This is a genomic window from uncultured Pontibacter sp. (assembly GCF_947492645.1).
Lineage (GTDB): Bacteria > Bacteroidota > Bacteroidia > Cytophagales > Hymenobacteraceae > Pontibacter.
In genome coordinates this window covers 352,755-371,807 of sequence record NZ_CANLMZ010000003.1, presented here as the reverse complement: position 1 = coordinate 371,807, position 19,053 = coordinate 352,755, and the positions used below count along the sequence as shown (strand labels likewise).

17 protein-coding genes are annotated in these 19,053 nt (G+C 44.6%); 4 read left to right on the top strand and 13 right to left on the bottom strand.

Features of this window, described 5'->3' with window-relative positions; translation table 11 throughout:
* Positions 1-2: 2 nt before the first annotated feature.
* From gatA to Q1A23_RS04390, 10 genes are all read right to left on the bottom strand, one after another.
* Complete coding sequence (gatA, locus tag Q1A23_RS04435) at positions 3-1,439, bottom strand: Asp-tRNA(Asn)/Glu-tRNA(Gln) amidotransferase subunit GatA (protein WP_299820017.1); 1,437 nt, start codon at positions 1,437-1,439, stop codon at positions 3-5.
* A 1-nt stretch (position 1,440) separates the two neighbouring features.
* Entirely contained in the window at positions 1,441-1,653 is a 213-nt protein-coding gene (locus Q1A23_RS04430) for a twin-arginine translocase TatA/TatE family subunit (RefSeq protein ID WP_299820014.1), read from the bottom strand.
* Positions 1,654-1,683: 30 nt separating this feature from the next.
* Complete coding sequence (tatA, locus tag Q1A23_RS04425; protein ID WP_299820012.1) at positions 1,684-1,896, bottom strand: twin-arginine translocase TatA/TatE family subunit; 213 nt, start codon at positions 1,894-1,896, stop codon at positions 1,684-1,686.
* Positions 1,897-2,706: 810 nt separating this feature from the next.
* Positions 2,707-3,942, bottom strand: coding sequence for a peptidoglycan DD-metalloendopeptidase family protein (locus Q1A23_RS04420; protein ID WP_299820009.1), 1,236 nt, complete (start codon positions 3,940-3,942; stop codon positions 2,707-2,709).
* A gap of 75 nt (positions 3,943-4,017) precedes the next feature.
* Entirely contained in the window at positions 4,018-4,770 is a 753-nt protein-coding gene (locus Q1A23_RS04415) for a DUF4292 domain-containing protein (protein WP_299820006.1), read from the bottom strand.
* Positions 4,763-6,526 carry a tetratricopeptide repeat protein gene (locus tag Q1A23_RS04410; RefSeq protein ID WP_299820003.1) on the bottom strand — a complete coding sequence of 588 codons (1,764 nt, stop codon included), beginning with the start codon at positions 6,524-6,526 and terminating at the stop codon, positions 4,763-4,765. Before Q1A23_RS04410 ends, Q1A23_RS04415 begins: the two co-directional genes overlap by 8 nt.
* Before the next feature lie 6 nt (positions 6,527-6,532).
* On the bottom strand, positions 6,533-7,540 hold the full coding sequence (locus tag Q1A23_RS04405; RefSeq protein ID WP_299820000.1) for a sugar phosphate nucleotidyltransferase: 1,008 nt from the start codon (positions 7,538-7,540) through the stop codon (positions 6,533-6,535).
* Positions 7,541-7,665: 125 nt separating this feature from the next.
* Positions 7,666-8,115 (bottom strand): dUTP diphosphatase, encoded by a 450-nt coding sequence (dut, locus tag Q1A23_RS04400; protein ID WP_299819997.1) that lies wholly within the window; start codon positions 8,113-8,115, stop codon positions 7,666-7,668.
* Positions 8,116-8,129: 14 nt separating this feature from the next.
* Entirely contained in the window at positions 8,130-9,629 is a 1,500-nt protein-coding gene (locus Q1A23_RS04395; RefSeq protein ID WP_299819994.1) for a polysaccharide biosynthesis C-terminal domain-containing protein, read from the bottom strand.
* A 33-nt stretch (positions 9,630-9,662) separates the two neighbouring features.
* Positions 9,663-10,445 carry an enoyl-CoA hydratase-related protein gene (locus Q1A23_RS04390; RefSeq protein ID WP_299819991.1) on the bottom strand — a complete coding sequence of 261 codons (783 nt, stop codon included), beginning with the start codon at positions 10,443-10,445 and terminating at the stop codon, positions 9,663-9,665.
* A gap of 179 nt (positions 10,446-10,624) precedes the next feature.
* Between Q1A23_RS04390 and mscL the strand changes: the two genes are divergently transcribed.
* The 3 genes from mscL to Q1A23_RS04375 all read left to right on the top strand — a co-directional run bounded on the left by mscL (position 10,625) and on the right by Q1A23_RS04375 (position 12,491).
* Positions 10,625-11,050: a large-conductance mechanosensitive channel protein MscL gene (mscL, locus tag Q1A23_RS04385; RefSeq protein WP_299819988.1), complete on the top strand. Its 426-nt coding sequence runs from the start codon at positions 10,625-10,627 to the stop codon at positions 11,048-11,050.
* A gap of 45 nt (positions 11,051-11,095) precedes the next feature.
* Complete coding sequence (locus tag Q1A23_RS04380; protein WP_299819985.1) at positions 11,096-12,049, top strand: DUF3078 domain-containing protein; 954 nt, start codon at positions 11,096-11,098, stop codon at positions 12,047-12,049.
* Between the two features lie 91 nt (positions 12,050-12,140).
* On the top strand, positions 12,141-12,491 hold the full coding sequence (locus Q1A23_RS04375; protein WP_299819983.1) for a hypothetical protein: 351 nt from the start codon (positions 12,141-12,143) through the stop codon (positions 12,489-12,491).
* Positions 12,492-12,598: 107 nt separating this feature from the next.
* Here Q1A23_RS04375 and infB read toward each other — a convergent pair whose 3' ends face one another.
* From infB to Q1A23_RS04360, 3 genes are all read right to left on the bottom strand, one after another.
* A complete protein-coding gene (infB, locus tag Q1A23_RS04370) occupies positions 12,599-15,700 on the bottom strand; it encodes a translation initiation factor IF-2 (protein WP_299819980.1) in 3,102 nt (1,033 codons plus the stop codon).
* Between the two features lie 120 nt (positions 15,701-15,820).
* The gene (gene nusA / locus Q1A23_RS04365; protein WP_299819977.1) at positions 15,821-17,074 is read right to left on the bottom strand and encodes a transcription termination factor NusA; all 1,254 of its coding nucleotides are present in this window, start codon (positions 17,072-17,074) and stop codon (positions 15,821-15,823) included.
* Positions 17,075-17,081: 7 nt separating this feature from the next.
* Positions 17,082-17,555 carry a ribosome maturation factor gene (locus tag Q1A23_RS04360; protein WP_299819974.1) on the bottom strand — a complete coding sequence of 158 codons (474 nt, stop codon included), beginning with the start codon at positions 17,553-17,555 and terminating at the stop codon, positions 17,082-17,084.
* Between the two features lie 314 nt (positions 17,556-17,869).
* Here Q1A23_RS04360 and Q1A23_RS04355 point away from each other — a divergent pair, with 314 nt between their 5' ends.
* Complete coding sequence (locus Q1A23_RS04355; protein WP_299819971.1) at positions 17,870-18,994, top strand: endonuclease/exonuclease/phosphatase family protein; 1,125 nt, start codon at positions 17,870-17,872, stop codon at positions 18,992-18,994.
* The last annotated feature ends 59 nt before the right edge of the window (positions 18,995-19,053 follow it).

Here is a 19,053-nt window from a genome sequence, read left to right as displayed (position 1 = left end):
GTTTATGCTTCAACGGTTATCTTATCCAGTATATAATTTGAAAGAGCAAGCATCTGCGACTCTTCAAATGAGCGGGTCATCAGCTGCAACCCGATGGAAAGGCCGTTGGCATCACGGCCAACCGGTATAGAAATGGCTGGGACACCTGCTAGAGAGGCCTGTACAGTAAATATATCAGCTAAGTACATAGCTAACGGATTTGCTGTGTTTTCTCCTAACTTAAAAGCAGTAGTAGGAGCTGTAGGCAAGATAAGGAAATCGTAAGCCTGCAGCAACTCGTCTGTTTTCTCTTTTATCAGTCTTCTAACGCGCTGAGCCTTTGTATAGTATGCATCGTAATAATCAGCACTTAACACAAAAGTGCCCAGCATAATACGACGCTGTACTTCAGCACCAAAACCTTCAGATCTTGTTTTTTTGTAAAGTGACGTAAGGTCTGTAGCGTTTTCTGAGCGGTAGCCATACTTTACGCCATCGTAGCGGCCTAAATTAGAACTGGCTTCTGCTGTAGTCAGTATGTAGTAGGTTGGTACGATGTAGTCAAGGTACGGGAAATCTACAGCCTCTACTTCATGGCCCGACTCTTTTAGCATGTCTTTCACGCCAAGTATAGCATCCTTAACTTCTGTATCTAAGCCTTCGCTTTCGAAGCAGTCGCGGATGTACCCGATTTTATACTTCTTATCAGTAGCTAACTGCTGGCTATAGGCAGGCACTTCGCGCTGGCTTACCGTGCTGTCATACTCATCCTTGCCAGCCATTACCTCTAACAACAGCGCCGCATCCGACACACTTTTAGAAATTATACCAACTTGGTCGAATGAAGAAGCATAAGCTATCAGGCCGTAGCGGGAAATACGCGAGTAAGTCGGCTTTAGCCCTACCACACCACAGAATGACGCTGGTTGGCGTACTGATCCACCCGTGTCTGAGCCTATAGAGGCTAAGCAAAGGTCCGCTTGAACAGCAACTGCGGAACCACCTGAAGAGCCACCCGGAACCCGTGTGGTGTCATCTGCATTTAATGCAGGGCCAAAAGATGAATTTTCGTTAGAGGCACCCATCGCAAACTCATCGCAGTTCTGGCGTCCGATAATGATGGCATCCTCAGCAATCAAACGCTGCACCGCAGTAGCAGTATACAACGATTTGAACCCGTTTAAGATCTGGCTGGAAGCCTGAAGGCTATGGCCTTCAAAGGCTAACACATCCTTAATGCCTATAACCATACCTGCCAGTTTTCCGGCGGTGCCGTTGGCTAATTTATGGTCTACGATATCGGCTTGTGTATATGCTTCCTGCTCAAATACTTCGAGGAATGCATTTAGTTCAGCCTTTTCCTTGATGTTGTGGATGTAATGATCCACCAACTGCCGGCACGTGAGCTGCTCATTGGCTATGGCAGTGCGAATATCCTGTAGCGAGTTATACTGTTTCAATCTATTTTGACTTCTTTTCGTCTTCGACAGAACGCTCTAATTCATTTTTGATTTCATTTGTCGCATCTTTAAACTCCCTCATACCTCGCCCAAAAGAGCGTGCAATGCTGGGTATACGATCTGCGCCAAACAATAATAGGACTGCTGTCATTACAACAAGCATTTCTCCTCCCCCCAGGTCCCCCAGGAAAAGGAAAACAGTAGTTAAACACATAGCCTCTGTAATAGCTGCTACTTGGTTAGCTTATTTTGTGCGATCGTCGTCTTTTACAGAAGACTCAATCTCGCTCTTAACTTCTTTCGTAGCGTCTTTAAATTCTCTGATGCCGCGACCAAGACCTTTAGCAAGTTCAGGGATGCGCTTTGCACCGAAAAGTAAAAGAATAACAACCAGAATTAGGATTACTTCTGTGCCGCCAAGACCACCAATAAATAGGAAAATGTTAGTGATTTCCATGTTGTTAAATTTAAAAATGTATATCGCAAAATTAGGGTTAATATTTTAAATAAACCCACAACAACCGAGATAAGTTTAATTACTGTATACTATAGCTTAAATAGCTGCAATACATTTCAGAGCTTGTATTAAAGTAGGTCGCTTCTATATTTCAAGTGTTGGGTTCCGATAGAGGATGAAGTTATCTAAAGATGGGAGGTGTATGAAGTATATTGTCCCAAATTGGGAAGATGGGTTTGTTGTTTTATTATGCTTATTGCTGTTTATCAGCAGGTTATATATTCTGAGAGTTGTTGGCATTATACTTGTTGTAAGATCATTAAATAGGGAAGTATACTCTTAAAATTATATTACCTGTTTTAAAGCAACATTATCTCTGATTAGAGAGATATGAATTTGACTTCTTCTTGTGCAGGAAACTTATATCTTAAAAAAAATATATATATTTCAGTAACAAAAGGAATAAGATAGTAGTATAGCTATACAACGATTAATCATAAATGCTGAATTATTAGCTTATTATTTGCAGATTTAATCTTTACGTAGTAATTTAGAGTTAGAAATGATAGTGCAAGTTTTGGAAACCCAAAGATGCACTTATATATAAAATATTAAGTTTGTTTTCATAGCTTGGAAAGGCACCCTGCACTGTAGGGTGTTTTTTTGTTTTAGGGCTATATGGAATAAATACTACTTTGTGCGTACGCCTCTAATCATAGAGTGGTTAACAGTATAAATAGGTATTACCTGCTGCCATAAATGGGAAATGCACGGCTAAAGCCGTGCATTTCCCATTTATGGCAGCAGGAGTTATTTTCTAAGTAGCCAAAGTTCCGGGTTCATGTTGTCGCTGTTCTTCCATACCTGGAACTGGAGTTCAGTTGTCCCGTCTGTATCGGTGTATATGGTGCCTATAATGTCTTTTATCTTTACCGTCTGGCCTGTGGTCACATTAACTGATTTAAGCTTTGCGTAAACAGTAAAGTACTCACCGTGTTGTACCATTACAATATTGTTCATGCCCGGTACAGATGCAACTGTAAGTACTTTACCTTCAAATATAGCTCTTGCTGTTGCTCCCTGTGAGGTTTGGATGTCGATGCCGCGGTTTTCTACAACTACACCTTTTAATACAGGGTGATTGTGGCGACCAAACTTCTGTGATATAAAGCCACGCTCTACAGGCCATGCCAGCCTTCCCCTGTTTCCGGCAAACGAAGATGATATCAAAGCAGCCTCTGGAGTTAGTGTCATTTTGCTGCTGCTGCCACTAGAGGCTTTGCCAGCCTCACGCGCTGCTCGTGCCGCTCTTGCTATTTCCTCGCGTACAATGTCGGCAATTAATTTATCAAGCTTCTTTACTGCCTGTTGGCGCTGCGCAACCTCCTGCTTTAAATTAGTTTCCTGCTTGCTCAGGCGGTTAATTACGCTGTCCTGCTGCACTTTTAGCGTCTGCAGGTTTTTGCTTTCTGCAATTTGTTTGCTTAACAGGTTTTGCTTCTGCTTTCGCTTTGACTCTAAAAGATTAAGCTGGCCTGTTAGTGCAGCCTGTACCTTGCTTATCTGCTCTACCTGTTTATGGCGCGCATCAGAGTATTGTTGCAGGTAGCGCAGGCGCATCACCAGTTGATTAAAAGATTCAGCGGCAAACAGGAACATTAGTTTGTTGTAGCTATTAGCTGTTTTTGATGCCGCGTATACCATTGTGGCATACTCTGCCTTCAGGTTGTCCAGGTCTTTTTGCAGGGATTTTACAATGCCTTCTGTTTCCTGCACATCAGATTGTATGTATGTTATCTCCCGGGATATGTTGGTGATGACACCAGTCTGAACGGTGATTTTTTCCTTGATGGCATTAAGCTGGCCAATAGAGGCTTCTTTCTGCTTTTTGGTTTGCTGCAGAATCTGGTTCGCTTGCTTTATCCTGTTAAGGTTTTCCTTTTTCTCTTTTTCGAGCTGTGCTTTGGATTTTACCTTCTGGGCTTGAGCAGCCAAGGGTATAGAAAGTATGCTCAGTAAAAAGACTAATCGGTAAAGGGCCTTCATTAAACTATAGGTTGGTATGCACTTAGTCTACAAATATGGCAAAACTATAAGTGAAGTACCAATGCGGTGTCAGATTTAATTAAAAGTAAGGCGTTTATAGTCTTTCGGAATGGAGAAAGGGAAATCCAAATTTTGATCTGTAATAGAGATGCGGCTATGTTTCAACGTAAAATCTGTAACCTGGCCTTTTTGCAGTACCTGTGCCGCTAAATCATGAGCAAAAGGAACAGTACCTACTTTATTAAAGCTGTCATACTTTACAGTAATTGTATTGCCATTACTGTTATCCTGTACATTTAGCTGCTTAAGTTTACTGTTACTAAGGTTGATAAAATAGTCGAAAAGCATGTGCTGGCGCGTTTGCTGTATGTGCTGCATATCATTGGCTGCCATCACCTTTTCAGTACCCTGCGACTGGTAATTGCCCAATAAAATAGATTGTATCACATCAAAATTTACATCTACGTTAAGTTTGCTTCTTAGAAAGCTGTAATCGGTAGCGGCAAATTCTTTCTGTAAACGGTTAATCATGTAAACAGAGTCCTGGGTTAGCTTCATGCGAGCCGCTTCGATACCAAGGCCCGGCTGCACCGAAATCCAGATGACGCTGTCTTTCTTGATGCGCATAGAGATGCCAGATGACAAATTATCGTTCTTATCTGAAAAAGTGATTTGAGCCTTGGAGTTAAGGTATGTGAAATCCAGGTTATTTACTGTAACGCGACCTACAGTTGCTGTTGATTCTGAGGCTGTGCTAGGCAGGGTCTCTTTTTTACAGCCTGCTAACAGGAGTACTGCCAACAATGCCACCAAAAGGTGTTTACTCATAAAGCTTTTTGTCTTTTATTTTTCTGTCGATATGGGCTGAGGCCTCTCCTTTTAGTTTTGCCTTCTGCCATTGGCTTACGGCCTCTTCCTTTTTGCCTAATTTATACAATACGTCGCCGTAGTGTTCAACAATGGTGGCATCATCTGATATGGCAACTGCCTGTTCCAGGTATTTCCGGGCCTCAGTATATTCCCCTAATCTGTAAAGTACCCAAGCGTAAGTATCCAGGTAGGTTGGGTTAGTGGGATGCTGCTTTACAAGGCGCTCAGACATGGTTCTGGCTTTTTGCATGTGCTCGCCACGCAACGATAAGAAGTAGCTGTAGTTGTTTAGCACGTGTGCGTTGTTGGCATCATGCGCTAGCACAGCTTCGTAAGCTGCGTCAGACTTTGCGTGCTCCTTAAGGGAGTTATAGCTGTCTCCGAGTTGCAAGTTAAATTGTGCTACCAGTTCTGGCTCGCCAACCGATAAGCGCTTGCCTTGCTCTAGTGCTTTAACTGCTTTCGTGTAGTTTTTCTCGATCATATGGCCGGTACCATTATAAAACCAGAAAACAGCCTGGTTCGGGAACAGCTCCAGCGCTTTATCTGAATGAATTACTAATGAGTCAGCCTGTGCCAGTTCCGCGTCTAGCAGTACAATTTGCTGCCATATTTTAAAATGGGAGTCATCTAACTTAACGGCTTCAAGATAGTTGTTTCGCGCCTTTTCCTTTTTGCCAACAATTGTTTGCAGGTCACCGGCTACTGCATAAGCCTTCGCTTCTTGAGGGTGGTTCTTGATAGTAAGGTCTACTAATTCCAAGGATACCTCCTCGATAGCAGGGTTAGGTAATTGGCGTATAAAATCCACCAGAATACGCACCTTGGTATCAATATCCAGTTCAGCGCTGGCAAACGCTAATTTTACTCTTTTCTCAGACTCAGCCTGGTTGCCTTTCTGGCGGTACAGGTCAGAGAGCATGAGGTGTGCAAATGGGTTATTGGGGTCCAGGTTAAGCGCCTTTTCCAGTACGGAAATAGCTTGATCCGGCTTTTGGCTGGCATTGTACAGTTCTGCCTGCGCTAAGAAGTAACGTGGCTCAGTAGGGTAGTTGGCAATTAGCTTTTCGCCCTCCTGAATTGCTTTTTCTATGTTTTTCTGACGCAGGTAAATTTGTTGCCTGCTTACTGTTAGCTGCTCTAACTCGCCAAATTGTTTTTCGATGCGCTCATACGTTTTAAGGGCATCATCATATCGCGATTGTGCCAAGTATAAATCGGCCAGGTTAAAAAGATATTCCTCCGAATCAGGTACGTTGCGCAACAAGTCGTTGTAAGCCTGTGCAGCGGCATCAAACTGTTTCTGGTCTGTGTGGAGCTGCGCCAGCAGCAGGTAATAGTATGGGTTTTTGCTGTCTAAGGCAACAGCTGCCTGCGCAAATGGCACGGCAGCTCTGGCATCTTTCAGAAACAGGTAAGTTTCGCCGATTTTATAGTTTAGCCCTGCGTTATTGGGCGTTACCGTATGGGCTTTCTGAAAAAGCTGGAGGGCTTGTTGGTAGTCCTCCAGCATAAAATATTTCAGGCCATCCAGAAACAACGCTTCGCTAATCTGCCTTTCCTGCTCCGATGGTTCTTTAACCATTGGGGCTTGTGCAGTAGCTGCCTCCTTAGCTGCTTTGGCCTTCTTTTTAGAAGACTGCGCATGGGCATCTGCTGCTGCAAGCATAGAAACGCAGCAAGTAGCGAATAGGATGTTTCGGAATGTGTTCATGGTACTCTAGTCTATAAGCGTGTTGTAGTCGCCGAGGCTGAGATCGGACTGACGACCCTCATACACAACAAAATTGCCAAGCATTGAGTTTGCAACATTGCCGTTTTTAAGGTTGGTGCTCTCCTGAACAATAGAATTGCTCACTATAGAATTGTATACGCTGCTATTGTTTCCGATGGAAACATGTGGGCCAATTACCGAATTAGTAATCTGAACATTATCGCCAATGTATACAGGAGGTATAATCACCGCGTTCTCCAGCTTCGCAGAAGAGGCAACCAAGCCTTCTTCGTCTTTTATATACTCTAAATAGCGCTGATTAGTATAAACTGTTGCGTTTTTATTTCCACAATCTAACCATTCTGAGATAACGGCAGGTATAAACTTAGTGCCCTTATTCTTCATGTTCTCCAAGGCATTAGTAAGTTGGTACTCACCTTTATCCTTGATGTCATTGTCCAGCAGGTATTGCAACTCGCTTCGCAGGTACGCTCCGTCACGGAAATAATAGATGCCGATAATAGCCAGGTCAGAAACAAACTCCTGCGGCTTCTCTACAAAATCGGTAATCTCGTTGTTTTCGTTTAGTTTGATAACACCAAAAGGGCGCGGGTCTTCTACGCGCTGTACCCAAATAGTGCCGTCTGCATTAGTGTCTAGCTGAAAATCTGCCTTAAACAAAGTATCGGCAAAAGCCACTACTACCTTACCCAATAAAGCATCCTGAGCACACATAATGGCGTGCGCTGTGCCAAGAGCTTCATCCTGGTAATGGATGCTGCCTTTTGCGCCAATCTTTTCGGCTATACCTTTAAGGTCTGCCTCAACTTTATCGCCAAAGCGCCCAACTATAAAGGCTACTTCTTCTATAGGCTCCTGGCATACTTTTGCGATGTCCTCTACAAGGCGCTGCACAATGGGCTTACCTGCAATAGGAATAAGTGGTTTCGGTACCGTTAATGTGTGTGGGCGCATGCGCTTGCCCATACCTGCCATCGGTATTATTATCCTCATAGCTATTTTTTATGGTTCAATGTATAATTTAAGTTTGCAGCGTCTGCCGCAGTATTTTCTACTGTTTATTATTTGGTCGTTGTCCGGGGCAGTAGTTACTAGTATACTTTAAACGCGTAACTATACTACTTTGTACCTGTGCTTCCGTATCCTCCTGCACCACGTGCTGTGTCCGTAAGCGCTTCTGCCTCAGCCCATGCTACACGCTCATACTTTGCGACTACCATCTGAGCAATGCGCTCTCCGTCTTCAACTACAAAGTCCTGGTCAGATAGATTTACCAGAAGTACTTTTATCTCGCCACGGTAATCTGCGTCTATCGTGCCCGGACTGTTTACGATAGATATACCGTGTTTGTATGCAAGTCCGCTGCGAGGGCGGATCTGCGCTTCGTGGCCTTCGGGCAGCTCTATAAAAAGGCCTGTTGGCAATAAGGCTCGCTGCAATGGCTTTAGTGTAACGGGTGCTTCTAAGTTTGCTCTCAGGTCCATGCCAGCCGAGTGTATGGTTTGGTAAGACGGAAGCGCGTGCTTAGATTGGTTAATGACGTTAACCTTCAGGTTCTTGTTGTTCATCTTATCTAAAAAGCTTAAAATGTAAGGAAGCGGGAGCGTTCGCGAAGCCATACTACTGCCAGAAAGACAGCACACACAGCCAACTGAAACGCATGACGCAGCCAGAAGTTATCAATTTCTACGGCCAAAGCCAACCACACCAGCGCAATTGCAAATAAAATATAGGCGGTTATGGTTTTAACGGGATAGGGAATAGGGTAGTGGCGGTTGCCCAGCAAGTAACTGGCAAGGGCCATACCAAAGTAACAAATAAAGGTAGCAATAGCCGAGCCCATGTAGCCAAGTATGGGTATCAGCAATAAATTGAAAAGTATAGTTACCGCCGCTCCGGCAAAACTAATATAAGTGCCATACTTTGTTTTATCTGTCAGTTTAAACCAGACTGATAAATTGTAGTACACCCCCAGGAACAAGTTTGCCAGCAGCAGTATTGGTACTACCATCAGCCCTTCATGATACTCCGGCTTACGAAGGAATAGCTTGGCAAAAATCTCCATGTTAGCCGAGATAAACAGGAATATGAAAGCGCAGGCAATCACGAACCATTTCATGATGAGGGCAAAGGTGTTTGGTGAATTTTTGTCCTCGGCCTGTGAAAAGAAAAACGGTTCTGCAGCATAGCGAAAGGCTTGCAGCGTAAGCGTCATGAAAATTGACAGTTTGTAGCAGGCGCTGTAAATACCTACTGCTGCATAATTGCTGTGGCCCGGGTAAAAGTTTTCAGGCAGATGCTCTTCTAAAAGTATACGGTCTATCAACTCATTAACCATGCCGGCCATGCCCATCAGCATAAGCGGATAAGCATACACCAACATAGGGCGCAGTAATTCCAGGTTCAGCTCAAATCTAAATATTCGCAGCTCTTTCCAGAGCATTGGTATAAGTAGTGCATTCGCACAAAGGTTTATCAGGACTATATAACCAATGCCAAGCGTTGGGTCATAAATAGAGGTGATTAGGGGGCGTAGCTCCTGCAGGTACGCACCGTTGTAAATGTCGCGGCACAGCACCAGGAAAAATAAATTGGCGGCTATAACAATGAGTATGTTTGCCATTTTGATGGAGGCAAACTTGATAGCTTTGTTCTGTAGCCGAAGCCAGGCAAAAGGTATGGCAACGATGGCATCTATGGCAAGTATGGCTGCAAGCCATACTATATAATTCTGCTCCTGTGGCGTAAAGTTTTTATAGTCTGCAATAGGCCCGGAGAGCAGCATCAGTATACCCGAAAGTATAACGCTGGTGCAAAGTATAATGCTTAATACCTGGTTGTAGAGCTTGTGCCTGTCTGCACCAGGCTTGTTGGCAAACCGGAAAAAGGCTGTTTCCATGCCAAATGTGTACAGCACGTTTAAGAAGCCTACAAAAGCATACAAGTATGAAAATACACCATATTCTTCCGGCAGGAAAACATTAGTGTAAATCGGAACGAGCAGGTAATTAAGAGCTCTGCCTACGATACTGCTTAAACCATAGGCAGCAGTCTGCCCGACCAATTTCTTGGCTATACTCATACTTTAAAGGGTCGGGGTTGAGAATAGATAAGATTAAATCCCTTTAAAGACAGGCTTGCGTTTTTCAAGGAAAGCGTTAGTGCCCTCTATAAAGTCATCAGAAGAGCAGCAGCGCGCAAATGAGTTGGCTTCTGTTTGGTAACCGTTTTCATCTTTGTTGAACACAGCGTTAACACACTCAATAACTAACCCTATAGCCAAAGGTGCTTTACCCAGAATCTTACCTAAAATCTCATTGCATTTCAGCAGCAGGTCCTCTAGTGGCACTACATGGTTTACAAGCCCAAGCGCTTTCGCTTCCTCAGCTGTAATCATGTCGCCAGTCATCATCAGCTCCATAGCTTTGCCTTTACCGATCAGTTGTGTCATGCGCTGCGTGCCCCCGTAGCCTGGTATTACGCCAAGGTTTACTTCCGGCTGGCCAAAGCGAGCGTTTTCGCTGGCTACTCGCATGTGGCAAGCCATTGCAAGTTCGCAGCCTCCGCCTAGTGCAAAGCCATTTACTGCGGCAATTACAGGCTTGTTACAGCGCTCTATCATGGCAAAAACCTCCTGGCCTCTTTCTGCAAAACTACGCGCGTTTAACTCGCTTAGCTCAGCTATCTCAGAAATATCAGCACCTGCCACAAACGCTTTCTGACCTGCACCTGTAAAAATAGCACCTTTCACGTCCTCGTCGTCATAAACCTGCTGTATGGCAGTTTTGATTTCCCGGATTGTTTCAATATTCAGCGCATTCAGCTTATCTGCCCTGTTTATCGTGATTGTTAGGATGCCATTATTAAGGTCAAGCAGTAGGTTTTCGTAAGTAGCCATAGGTTTTTTTCGCCTTTTCTGTTCTTATTTTTCAGCACAAATATAGTGATTTAGTTAATTTCGTGAGCAGCAAATTAGTTTAGGCATGTTTTGCCCTTTGCTGCCGGCTGTCACAATCGCGCTTCTGTGTATAAGTAAAGTGCCGAAGTAAAGTTTTGTTTTACCACTAAATTTGAGAAATGGCTTTTCTTTCCGAGTTTAAAAAGTTTGCTGTAAAAGGCAACGTGATCGATCTTGCAGTTGGTGTAGTGATTGGTGCTGCTTTTGGCGGTATCACGAAATCTCTTGTTGATGATGTGATTATGCCACCTTTGGGCTTGCTAATAAGTAACGTTGATTTTTCACGCTTAAAGCTTGTGCTAAAGGAGGCTGTAGTAGAGAACGGTGCCGTGGTGGAGCATGCAGTATCCATTAACTACGGTAATTTTATACAGGCCGTGGTTAATTTCCTTATAATTGCTTTCGCCATCTTCGTACTTGTTCGGACAATTAACCGCTTACGCGAGAAAGAGGCTGCCAAGCCAGCACCGCCAGTTAACAAGGAAGAAATGCTTCTTTCTGAAATTAGGGATATCCTGAAGCAAAACAGCTCTACAAAGCTTTGAGTTATATCTGCTTCACTTAACTATTGCTCATTTTTTACTTTCTTCATGATTCGATCAATTCTTACAAACGCCTTTATCTCTTTTATACTTCTAGTGTCAGCGGGTGCCTCGGCTTTTGCTCAGGCTACTACTCCTGTTGTAGCAGACACAACAAAAGCATGGGACTTCGGTGGTACCGGAACTATCAACTTTAGCCAGGTAAGCTTAAGCAATTGGGCAGCTGGCGGCCAGAACTCTTTGTCTGTTTTAGGCATAGCTAATGTTTTTGCTAAGTATGCCAAGGGGCATAACACCTGGCATAACTCTTTAGATCTTACCTATGGCACTTTAAAGCTAGAGAAGCAGCGGTTACAGAAAAGCGATGATAAGTTGGAGCTGAACTTTAAGTATGGCCACCGTGCATCTGAAGATTGGTTCTATACAGCCCAGGTAAACGTAAAAACCCAGCTTACACCAACTTACACGCCATCACGCGATAGTATGCTGTCAGACTTTTTTGCGCCTGCTTTTGCTTTGGCATCCATAGGTATGGATTATAAGCCAAATGAGAAGCTGTCTGTTTTTATATCTCCGTTTACAGGTAAGTTTACTATTGTGGGCAAGCAAAGGCTCGCTGACTTAGGTGCTTTTGGAGTTAAACCTGCTGAGCGGAACATACTGGGAGAGCCTATACCTGGTACGGGAGAGCGGCTGCGTGAGGAATTTGGTGGCTATGTCAATATCAGGTATAGAGAAGAAATCATGCAGAATATAATTTTTCAGTCGAAGTTAGACCTGTTTTCGAACTACCTTCATAACCCAAAAAATGTCGATATGAACTGGGAAAATCTCATCAACTTTAAAGTAAATAAGCTAGTTTCAGCGAGTTTGTTTGTGCACATGATTTACGATGACGATATTAACATTGACAGAGTAGAAAATGATGAGACTGTAAAGCTAGGGCCACGCCTGCAGTTAAAGGAGACACTTGGTATAGGTATTTCTTATAGTTTTAAGTAGCTGAACTTTTAAAGTTTTATACTTTGTTCTTCCGTTAAATGTATACATTGCACCCTTTTGTGCGTTGTACTACCAAACACATGCAGGTTTTATGAAAAAAATAATCTTATCGCTACTTACCTTCGGTTGTTTTCTTGCTTTCTCTGAGGTAAAGGCTCAGTCTACTGCCCAGAGTAGTACAAGCTCTAAAGATGAGTATTGGGGTACCTCTAAAGTAAAAACTAAAGGAGCCTCCGTTGATGCCGTTGGCAGAAGAGGCGAGGGAATGGATAAGCGCTTTAATGAGTATGAAGAGAAAGGTAGCCGCCGTAAGTCTTTTGAGAAAAGGCAAATTGCCAAAAGCAAAAAGATGAAGGAGATCCTGAAGAAGGAAGAGGAGATGATGAAAAAGCACAAGCGTGATAAAAAACAGCTGAAGAAACGCCAGAAAAGAAGAAACTAAAGTATAGAAGCCACTCCTAGCAGAGTGGCTCTTTTTATAAACAGGTAATAACAGAAACGTCCCGACTACTATGGCAGCCGGGGCGTTTCTGTTATTTATTACTTTTATTAAAGTTTACGCTTCACTTCTTTCTCTGTGTAAGCCTCAATGATATCGCCTACCTGAATGTCGTTGTAGTTTTTCAGGCTGATACCGCACTCATAGCCTTGTCTCACTTCAGACACATCGTCCTTGAAGCGTTTCAATGCTAATATCTCCCCATCAAGCACTACTATACCGTCGCGTACTAAACGTACTTTAGAGTTTCTCTGGATGGCGCCATCTGTAACCATACAGCCGGCAATTGTACCAACTTTGGTTATCTTAAACACATCACGAACCTCAGCGTTACCGACAATCTCTTCTTTAAGTGTTGGTGCAAGCATACCTTCCATGGCGTCTTTCACCTCGTTTATCGCATCGTAGATAATAGAGTACAGTCGCACATCAATCTGCTCTTGCTCTGCCAGTTTACGCGCGTTTTGTGACGGACGAACCTGGAAGCCAATGATGATGGCATCAGAAGCAGAAGCTAGTAATACATCAGATTCAGAAATTGCACCTACACCTTTGTTGATGATGCTTACCTGCACCTCTGGAGTAGACAGTTTCAATAATGAGTCAGAAAGTGCTTCTACTGAACCATCCACGTCACCTTTTACAATCACGTTAAGCTCCTTAAATGTACCGATCGCTAAACGACGGCCGATTTCATCAAGTGTAATGTGCTTACGTGTTCTAAGGTTTTGCTCACGCTGCATTTGCGAACGGTTAGAGGCAATTTCACGGGCTTCACGCTCCGACTCCATTACCAGGAACTTATCGCCTGCCTGCGGTGCTCCATCTAAACCGAGTAACTGTACTGGAGTTGATGGGCCTGCTTCTTTCATTTTTCTGCCACGGTGATCTGTCATGGCCTTTACTCTACCGTAGTGCGAGCCTGCCAACACAATATCACCGATGTGTAGTGTACCAGTTTGAACAAGCATGGTAGCTACATAACCACGGCCTTTATCAAGCGATGCCTCAATTACAGTACCGATTGCCTGACGGCTTGGATTAGCTTTTAGCTCCAGCAATTCTGCCTCAAGCAATACCTTCTCTAAGAGTTCAGGTATACCTTGTCCGGTTTTAGCAGAAACTTCCTGTGCCTGGTATTTTCCACCCCACTCTTCTACTAATACGTTTAATTGGGCAAGCTCTTCACGAACTTTGTCTGGGTTTGCGCCAGGCTTATCTATTTTGTTTAGTGCAATTATTATCGGAGAGCCTGCTGCCTGTGCATGGTTGATTGCTTCTTTTGTCTGAGGCATCACCGAGTCATCAGCTGCAACTACAATAATAACAACGTCCGTTACTTTGGCACCACGGGCACGCATCGCTGTAAAGGCTTCGTGACCAGGAGTATCCAGGAAAGTAACTGTACGTCCACTTTCAGTTTTTACTTTATAAGCACCAATGTGCTGTGTGATACCTCCGGCTTCACCGGCTGTTACATTTGCATTACGGATGTAGTCTAGCAAGGAAGTTTTACCGTGGTCAACGTGTCCCATGATCGTTACAATCGGAGCGCGTTCTTCCAGGTCATCCTCGTTTTCTTCCTGCATTTCTTCCAGGGCCTGCTCTTCTTCCGATGTCATAAACTCAACATCGTAGCCAAACTCATCAGCAATAATTGTGATGGCTTCGGCATCGAGGCGCTGATTGATGGAAACGAACATACCAAGCTGCATACACACTTTGATAACGTCGTTCACGCTCACATCCATTAAAGACGCAAGGTCGTTGGCAGAGATAAACTCAGTTACTTTTAGTGTTTTAGACTCGGCCTGCTCTTGCATACGGCGCTCTTCTGTTGCATCTGCAATAGCTGAGCGTTTTTCGCGGCGATATTTGGCACGGTTACCACCGGCACCTTTACCACCACTAAGTTTGGCAAGCGTTGCCTTAATCTGCTCCTGAATTTCTTTGTCAGTAACCTCTTTCTTATCAGGTCGTGGAGCTGGTGCATTACGTGGGCCTCCTTTACCTCCAGCTGGTCTAACTGGCCGGTTCTGGCCTTGTCCTGGCTGGTTTCTGTTATCAGGGCGGCCGCCTTGCTGAGGACCACCGCCTTGAGGGCGCTGACCTTGCTGCTGCTGTCCTGGCTGTCCGTCTGGCTGCTGGCCTTCTGTGGCCACCATAATGCGCTTACGTTTTTTCTTTTTGCCTTTCTTCTCGTCAGAAGATGCTACCGGCTTGGATCCTTTTCTTCTGGACTCTGTTGGCAGTTCTATTTTGCCAAGTACAGTCAGACCTTTTAGCTGGTCGGCTTTTCCTGTAATCGTTTCTATTGGTCCTTTATTCTCGTTATCTGCAGCAACTGGCTCAGCTTGTTTAGCTGGTGCAGGTGTTGCAGGTGCTTGCTGTTCAGCAGGCGGTGTAGTTGTTTCAGCTTTAGGAGCTTCAGCAGGCTTTTCAGCTACTGGTGCCTGCTGCGGAGTTTCCGCTTTAGGCGAGGCTGCTGCCTCTGGTTTTGGCTCTGGTGCTTCAGGTGCCTCAGGGGTTGCCGGTTTTTCTGCTACTGGCGCTTTAGGCGCTTCTGGCTGTACCGGTACTTCTTGTTTTGGAGCCTCTTCTGCTTTTACCTCAGCAGCTGGCGCAGGAGTTGGTGCCGGAGCCGGAGTAGGAGCCGGAGTTTCTGCTGGTGCAGGTGTTTCCGCTTTTGGCTCTGGTTTCTTCTGTACAGGACGTCCTTTAGAGTCCAGTTCGATTTTACCTAATATTTTAATGCCTGGCAATTTAGCCTCAACTGCCGGCTCTTCTGTTTTAACAGGCTCAGGTGCTTTAGGCTCTTCCGCCGCTGCCTTGGGCTGGTGTACTGTTTTAATCTGCAGTTCCTGCTCGGGCTCGTTTGGCTTCTTAACTTCTGGCTGGTGCTGAGGCTCCGACTCGATAACCTGGTTGCTCTGTGGTTTCTTGCCGATGTTTAACTCCTCTGCCTCCTGCTTGTCCTGCATAGAAGATGCGAATTCTTTAGCCAGCATATGGAACTGTTCTGCTGTGATTTTGGTGGTTGGCCTGTTCTCCACGTCAAAACCTTTAGCAGAGAGGTAGTCCACAATGGTAGATGTACCAATGTTTAAAGTAGTCGCAACCTGTTTAAGCCTCCTTGTTGTTTCTTCTGCCATGTTGTTCTATATGCTGTCTTATTAATTCTAATGTAAAAGTATAGCTGCCTTGTAATAAGGTTAAGCTGTGCCCCGCAGTAAAATTATTTCAAAATTATACTAACGAAGCACAACTAACAACTATTGATTGTCTTCTTCTTCCAACTCTTCCCGAAGTATAGAGAGCACATCATCAATGGTCTCTTCCTCGAGTTCTGTACGGCGCAGCAAATCTTCCTTGCTTATTGCCAATACGCTTTTTGCTGTATCAAGGCCAATGCGACGAAGCTCTGCAATTACCCAGTCTTCAATCTCATCAGTAAATTCTTCCAGGCTGATGTCTTCCTCATACGATTCAGACTCACGGAATACGTCGATCTCCATATCAACAAGTTTGCTGGCAAGCTTGATGTTCTGGCCGCCTTTACCGATAGCCAACGACACTTGATCTGGCTTCAGGAACACAGACACACGTCCGGTTTCTTCGTTTATCTTCATGCTGCTGATCTTAGCAGGGCTAAGGGCACGCTGAATGTAAAGCTCCAGGTTATCTGTATAGTTGATAACGTCGATGTTTTCGTTCTCCAGTTCGCGTACGATGCTGTGAATACGAGAGCCTTTCATACCAACACAGGCACCTACCGGGTCAATGCGGTCATCAAAAGATTCTACGGCTACTTTAGCACGCTCGCCTGGCTCACGAACAATTTTCTTAATAGCGATAAGGCCATCAAAAATCTCCGGTACCTCGTTCTCAAACAAACGCTCCAGGAATGCTGGAGATGTACGAGAAAGTATGATTTTCGGGTTACCATTCACGATCTCCACGCGCTGTACAACAGCACGCACCTGGTCGCCTTTACGGTAACGGTCTTTCGGGATCTGCTCGCCTTTAGGTATAAGCAGTTCGTTCTCTTCCTGGTCAAGCAATAGCACCTCGCGGTTCCATACCTGGTATACTTCCCCAGAGATGATTTCACCTACCTGGTCTTTATACTTCTGAAACAGCAGTTCTTTTTCCATGTCTTTGATGCGCTGGATAAGCGTTTGGCGGGCAGTAAGAACTGCGCGACGGCCAAAGTCTTCCAGTTGTATCTCTTCTGATACTTCCTCACCAACTTCAAAGTCAGGCTCTATCTTGCGTGCATCAGATAAAGCAATCTTATCATGGTCCCAGATGTCCTCAGAATTATCGTCCACGATTTCGCGGTTGCGCCAAATCTCAAGGTCACCCTTCTCCACGTTCAGGATGATGTCAAAGTTCTCGTCGGTACCCCACTTTTTGCGGATCATGGTGCGGAATACGTCTTCGAGTATACGCATCATGGTCGGACGGTCAATGTTCTTGAATTTCGCAAATTCAGCGAACGACTCGATCAGGACTGAACTGTTCATTATCTTTTTATTTAAATGATATTACAACATTTGCTTTCACAATGTCCCCGTAGGGTATTTGCACAGGCTCATACGTTGCCTTCTTGCCTTTTTGTTTTTTTTCTTCCAGCAGGTTTATTCCTGTTTCCGTTACTTCTTCCAGCTTGCCTGTCTTCTCGGTGCCATCCTGCATCTTTACTTTAAGATTGCGGCCAACGTTGCGCTTATACTGCTGTGGCTGTGTAAGCGGGAAATCAACGCCCGGTGAGCTAACCTCAAGCACATAGCTGATTTCTTCACCGAAGGTTTCTTCAATCCTCTTGTTGATACGGCGGCTAATGGTCGCGCATTGGTCTATTGTAATTCCCTGCTCTCCGTCGGCAAGCACCGTTATCTTAGGGCGTACCGCAGAATCTGAAACAGAAATATCTACTATAAAAAGATCGCTGTCGGGGAGGCTGTCCTCCGCCATTGCTTTTATAATTTGCGCGGTAAGTGCCATAGTCAATGGTTAAGAAATAAAGAAGGGGACTTTATTTGTCCCCTCACTCCTTGGATATAACGCCACAAATTTACTACAAAAACATTATATATACAACATAGTGCGCGTAGTTAAGCTTTTAAATAATTTAGGCTCTCCGTTCCTTCGCAATTTCAAGTGAATCATCAGATACCCAAGGGCAAGTAAAAACTAACAAACCTGCCATATTAATAGTTCGTGCACCCGCTTACAAAGTGTAGACGCGTGCACCTGTATGAACATATTCTGAGGGTAGGTGTGGTATAGATAAAAGCATAATTTGTATGTTTGCTTTTATGGCGGCAACTTTCAAGACAATCCGTAGGCGCGTGTGGCTAATTCTGAACACCCTGGTGGTGCTTTGGATATTGCTGGGCGTGGTATGCCTGCAGGTGCCGCCACAGCGTTTCTGGCCGGCTGCCTTTATCTCTTTCTCATTGCCGGGGCCGCTGGTGCTCAACTTTTTTTTCCTGATATACTGGCTGTTGCGCCGTTCGTGGCTTTTGGTGCTGCCGCTGTCAGTACTTATACTTGGCTGGAATTATTATGCCCGCTTGGTTTCCGTTAACGCAACAGAAGAAGTAAACGAAAGCGCAAAGCGGCTGCAGGTGCTAAGCTTTAACACGCATGTTTTTAATGCTTACGCTGATAAAGACGGTAGCGAACGGCAAGCTTCGATGGACATGGTGGAGTGGGTTGCGACACACCCTGCTGACATTATCTGCTTGCAGGAGTTTTACAGTAACCGTGGGTCCGATACCTACAACACCGTAAGTAAAATCGGCACGCGCTACGACAGGTACAGGTTCTTTTCCGTTTCATATGTTGATCGCAACAAAGCTGATATTGGTATTGTTATTTTCTCGAAATACCCGATCGTGAATAAAGGCGTTATTCGTTTTGGCGAGTCTAACCATAATCGCGGCATCTGGGCTGATGTGAACGTAAAAGGCGACACTATAAGAGTATACACGGCGCATTTACAATCGATGAGCATAAAGTCGCAGGACATAGAGAACACTTACTCGGCTATAGGAAACGAAGAAAGCTTTAAGAAAGAAGGGCGTAACCTGGCCCGGCGTTTAAAGCGTGGGTTTATTGCCAGAGGCAACCAGGTGGAGCTGCTGCTGGAGCATATCAGCGAGTCGCCTTACCCTGTAATTGTGTGCGGCGATTTTAACGATATTCCTTTCAGTTATACTTATAACGAGCTGGCGAAAGTGCTGAATAATGCCTTTGTAGAGGCCGGTTCCGGTGTGGGCGCCACGTATAATGGGCCATTGCCTTTTCTGCGTATCGATAACCAGTTTTATAGCGAGGCCCTGAAAGCGTATGATTACGAAACTCACTACGAAATGGGGCTGTCTGACCATTTTCCTATATCAGCAAAGTATGTTTTGCAGCCTAAAGTACAGGACTAGCGTTAGGAGAAGGGGCACAATATTTATAGTTTTGAACCATCAATAGCCAAGTATAATGG

Excerpts from the sequence above, each read along its gene's own strand:
- Q1A23_RS04430 (WP_299820014.1), bottom strand. The coding sequence starts at position 1,653 with ATGTGTTTAACTACTGTTTTCCTTTTCCTGGGGGACCTGGGGGGAGGA.
- tatA (WP_299820012.1), bottom strand. The coding sequence starts at position 1,896 with ATGGAAATCACTAACATTTTCCTATTTATTGGTGGTCTTGGCGGCACA.
- Q1A23_RS04420 (WP_299820009.1), bottom strand. The coding sequence starts at position 3,942 with ATGAAGGCCCTTTACCGATTAGTCTTTTTACTGAGCATACTTTCTATA.
- Q1A23_RS04415 (WP_299820006.1), bottom strand. The coding sequence starts at position 4,770 with ATGAGTAAACACCTTTTGGTGGCATTGTTGGCAGTACTCCTGTTAGCA.
- Q1A23_RS04410 (WP_299820003.1), bottom strand. The coding sequence starts at position 6,526 with ATGAACACATTCCGAAACATCCTATTCGCTACTTGCTGCGTTTCTATG.
- Q1A23_RS04405 (WP_299820000.1), bottom strand. The coding sequence starts at position 7,540 with ATGAGGATAATAATACCGATGGCAGGTATGGGCAAGCGCATGCGCCCA.
- dut (WP_299819997.1), bottom strand. The coding sequence starts at position 8,115 with ATGAACAACAAGAACCTGAAGGTTAACGTCATTAACCAATCTAAGCAC.
- Q1A23_RS04395 (WP_299819994.1), bottom strand. The coding sequence starts at position 9,629 with ATGAGTATAGCCAAGAAATTGGTCGGGCAGACTGCTGCCTATGGTTTA.
- Q1A23_RS04390 (WP_299819991.1), bottom strand. The coding sequence starts at position 10,445 with ATGGCTACTTACGAAAACCTACTGCTTGACCTTAATAATGGCATCCTA.
- mscL (WP_299819988.1), top strand. The coding sequence starts at position 10,625 with ATGGCTTTTCTTTCCGAGTTTAAAAAGTTTGCTGTAAAAGGCAACGTG.
- Q1A23_RS04380 (WP_299819985.1), top strand. The coding sequence starts at position 11,096 with ATGATTCGATCAATTCTTACAAACGCCTTTATCTCTTTTATACTTCTA.
- Q1A23_RS04375 (WP_299819983.1), top strand. The coding sequence starts at position 12,141 with ATGAAAAAAATAATCTTATCGCTACTTACCTTCGGTTGTTTTCTTGCT.
- infB (WP_299819980.1), bottom strand. The coding sequence starts at position 15,700 with ATGGCAGAAGAAACAACAAGGAGGCTTAAACAGGTTGCGACTACTTTA.
- nusA (WP_299819977.1), bottom strand. The coding sequence starts at position 17,074 with ATGAACAGTTCAGTCCTGATCGAGTCGTTCGCTGAATTTGCGAAATTC.
- Q1A23_RS04360 (WP_299819974.1), bottom strand. The coding sequence starts at position 17,555 with ATGGCACTTACCGCGCAAATTATAAAAGCAATGGCGGAGGACAGCCTC.
- Q1A23_RS04355 (WP_299819971.1), top strand. The coding sequence starts at position 17,870 with ATGGCGGCAACTTTCAAGACAATCCGTAGGCGCGTGTGGCTAATTCTG.